Source organism: Faecalitalea cylindroides ATCC 27803 (genome assembly GCF_000469305.1).
GTDB classification, from domain to species: domain Bacteria; phylum Bacillota_I; class Bacilli_A; order Erysipelotrichales; family Erysipelotrichaceae; genus Faecalitalea; species Faecalitalea cylindroides.
This window is the reverse complement of the sequence record NZ_KI271034.1, coordinates 1-2,630: the sequence shown is the minus strand read 5'-3', so window position 1 is coordinate 2,630 and position 2,630 is coordinate 1. Positions and strand designations below refer to the sequence as shown.

At 32.2% G+C, this 2,630-nt stretch carries 5 protein-coding genes and 1 tRNA gene; 4 read left to right on the top strand and 2 right to left on the bottom strand.

From position 1 onward, the window contains the following. Positions 1-85: 85 nt before the first annotated feature. On the top strand, positions 86-520 hold the full coding sequence (locus HMPREF0367_RS07940; protein WP_051335225.1) for a GNAT family N-acetyltransferase: 435 nt from the start codon (positions 86-88) through the stop codon (positions 518-520). Here the strand turns inward: HMPREF0367_RS07940 and HMPREF0367_RS07935 are convergent, their stop codons facing one another. Further along, positions 521-1,399, bottom strand: coding sequence for a DUF1848 domain-containing protein (locus HMPREF0367_RS07935; protein WP_035403090.1), 879 nt, complete (start codon positions 1,397-1,399; stop codon positions 521-523). A 140-nt stretch (positions 1,400-1,539) separates the two neighbouring features. On the opposite strand from HMPREF0367_RS07935, the gene HMPREF0367_RS07930 reads away from it, so the two are divergent. Genes HMPREF0367_RS07930 through HMPREF0367_RS07925 form a run of 3 tightly spaced genes read left to right on the top strand, consistent with a single transcriptional unit; the run spans position 1,540 to position 2,450 of the window. Next, positions 1,540-1,755 (top strand): hypothetical protein, encoded by a 216-nt coding sequence (locus HMPREF0367_RS07930; RefSeq protein ID WP_015535118.1) that lies wholly within the window; start codon positions 1,540-1,542, stop codon positions 1,753-1,755. Beyond that, complete coding sequence (locus HMPREF0367_RS10490; protein ID WP_154654097.1) at positions 1,748-1,924, top strand: hypothetical protein; 177 nt, start codon at positions 1,748-1,750, stop codon at positions 1,922-1,924. Before HMPREF0367_RS07930 ends, HMPREF0367_RS10490 begins: the two co-directional genes overlap by 8 nt. Continuing rightward, positions 1,917-2,450 carry a flavodoxin domain-containing protein gene (locus HMPREF0367_RS07925; protein WP_035403087.1) on the top strand — a complete coding sequence of 178 codons (534 nt, stop codon included), beginning with the start codon at positions 1,917-1,919 and terminating at the stop codon, positions 2,448-2,450. Before HMPREF0367_RS10490 ends, HMPREF0367_RS07925 begins: the two co-directional genes overlap by 8 nt. A 72-nt stretch (positions 2,451-2,522) precedes the next feature. On the opposite strand, the gene HMPREF0367_RS07920 is transcribed toward HMPREF0367_RS07925, so the two are convergent. Then, a tRNA-Gly gene (locus HMPREF0367_RS07920) sits at positions 2,523-2,596 on the bottom strand. Positions 2,597-2,630: the final 34 nt, after the last annotated feature.

The window sequence follows — 2,630 nt, the reverse complement described above, 5'->3', positions numbered from 1 at the left end:
CGCGCGTTCGAATCGCGTCAGCCGCCCCATAAGAAAATACAAGCCCTGATACAGGGCTTTTTATTATATTTGATGGAGTGATGGTATGTTGAAATTATACATAAAACGATTTGATCAATTGAATGTTAATGAACTCTATGAGATCTTAAAGCTAAGACAAGATATTTTTATCTTGGAGCAGCAATGCCTATATCCAGATATTGATTTTATAGATGAGAAAAGTCTTCACATATATTATCAAGAGAAGGGAAAAATTATTGCGTATTTAAGGATGTTTGAAAAAGACACAAATACTTGTCAATTGGGACGTATCATTTCCTTAAACCGTAGACAAGGATTTGGTACAAGCTTGATCAATGAAACTCTTCAGTTGTTGAAACAAGAGAAAAAATATGCAAAAGTTTATGTTGAAGCACAGAAATACGCAATTGAATTCTATGAAAAGCTAGGTTTTTATGTTATCTCAGATGTTTTTTTAGAAGATGGAATTGAGCATGTAGAAATGGAAAGATTTCTTTGATTACTTAAATCTTTCCTTAACAATATCATCTGGTTTTGCATGCCCAATCAAAAAAGGAGAATGCTTATCATGATCCATGATATTTTCATGGATCTTTTTTTCATCATAATTCGCATAACAATATTTGCAATAATGGTGGCAAGTATTGTAAACTCCGATATCGACCATCTCTATACATCCACAATCTCGTGCAGACCAGAGTTTATAATGTTTCTGTGTTAACTCAAAGGCAAGTTTTCTAGATACGCAGACATCCTTGATGAACCCATATTGACTGAGATCTTCTTTTTCATAACATGTTTGTACAGTCATATTATTTTTATTTGCTATATCAAAGAAGTGGATTCCAATTTTCTTTAAATCTTCATGCGTAGGGTTTTTAAGCTTTAATTCATCATAATGATTACGAACGTTTTTATAATCGTCGATAAAAGAAACGATGATGTGATTTACATATCCTTTTAAAAGACTACACATTCTTTCAAATGCACGAATGTGATATTCCACTGTGTATTTTTCATTTAATAAGATGGGATCATATCGAACATATACTTTTTCTTGTCCTAATAATTTTGATATTTCCTTTATTCCTTCTATGATCTTAGATTTGTCTGGAACAAAAGGTTCAATATCTTTATGATAGGGAGTCAGTGTAACTTGAAAAATCATGGGCTTGTGAATCGAAGGAAGATATTTAATGATAGGTAAAGGGTTTTTAGTGCAAAATACGATCGCATCTACATTCTCAATAAGGATTTTTGATACTTGAGAAGGATAGAAAGGGTTTCTAACTAAAACTTCTCCAGCCTCGAAACGATTCATGAGCCAAGGGGAATAAAATGCTACGATGTCTGTTCTTCCACTAATGTTTAATATCATAAAAAAAGCATACCTTAGTATCTTAAAGGATGCAAATGAAAAGATTATCTAATTATTGTTAAGATAAGTTTAAATAAATATGGCATCCTTAACAGTTTAATATATAAAGGAGTGATATAGTGTATTTAAAGGTGAGGAATATGAAAGAACTTAAAAAGCTTAAAACAGCGTTGATCATGATATTGTTTGGTAATGGTTTCTATCTATTACATACATATTTTTTACAAACACAATCCAGTTCATTTTCGCAGTTTAGTCAAGGAATATTACTTGGCTTATCGGTTGGTTCCAATATTGTCGGAATCATTCTTTTGATCATCTCAATAAGAAAAATACAGGAGGATAAAAATGTATAAGACAGAAATCATCGAGTATGCCCCTAAAGCCGTGGACATGGCAAAAAAGATTGAAGAAAAGGCCAATCATATGATGGAAACTGGATATGAATTGGTGACGGTGTCCATAACAGGAAGTGCTAAAGCTATTTTGGTTTTTAAAAAGTGCGGGGAAACATTGCATGAATAAAATCATTATATATGGTTCTCATTATGGAACAACAAAGCTATATGCAGATAAAATGTCCGAAAGAACGCATATCAAAAAAATATCCTATCGGCAGGTGCAGGATCTTAATCAATATCAAGTAATCATATATGTTGGGGCTTTGTATGCTGGTGGAGTATTGGGCCTATCTAAAACTATGAAAAAGATAAAAGAGCCAAGAAATGTTAAAATCATGATCATTACAGTTGGTTTAGCAGACCCTAATGATGAAATTAATGAGAAGAATATCCGTGGAAACATAAAAAAACAGATTTCTCAGGAAATCTATGATCGAGTACAAATATATCATCTTCGAGGAGGTATTGATTATTCTAAATTAAGTTTTCAACACAAAACATTAATGAAATTAATGTATATTGCTGAGAAAAAAATACCTGAAGAAAAAAGAAACGCAGAGACAAAAGCTATTATTGAAACCTACGGTAAACAAGTTAATTATGTGAACTACCAAAGTTTAGAAAACATTATAGAAAGTATAGAAAAGTAATTCAGATAAAATTCAATTACAATAAATCTTCTAATAAAAAAAACTCCTTATATAAAGGAGTTATTAGCAGAATGGAGCAGATGAGGGGAATTGAACCCCCGTATCAGCCTTGGCAAGGCTGTGTTCTACCATTGAACTACATCTGCAAAAATGGCGGTCCAGATGGGACTCGAACCCACG

Bases quoted from the DNA above. Each gene is read 5' to 3' on its own strand.
- HMPREF0367_RS07940 (WP_051335225.1), top strand. From the start codon at position 86: ATGTTGAAATTATACATAAAACGATTTGATCAATTGAATGTTAATGAA.
- HMPREF0367_RS07930 (WP_015535118.1), top strand. From the start codon at position 1,540: ATGAAAGAACTTAAAAAGCTTAAAACAGCGTTGATCATGATATTGTTT.
- HMPREF0367_RS07935 (WP_035403090.1), bottom strand. From the start codon at position 1,399: ATGATATTAAACATTAGTGGAAGAACAGACATCGTAGCATTTTATTCC.
- HMPREF0367_RS07925 (WP_035403087.1), top strand. From the start codon at position 1,917: ATGAATAAAATCATTATATATGGTTCTCATTATGGAACAACAAAGCTA.
- HMPREF0367_RS10490 (WP_154654097.1), top strand. From the start codon at position 1,748: ATGTATAAGACAGAAATCATCGAGTATGCCCCTAAAGCCGTGGACATG.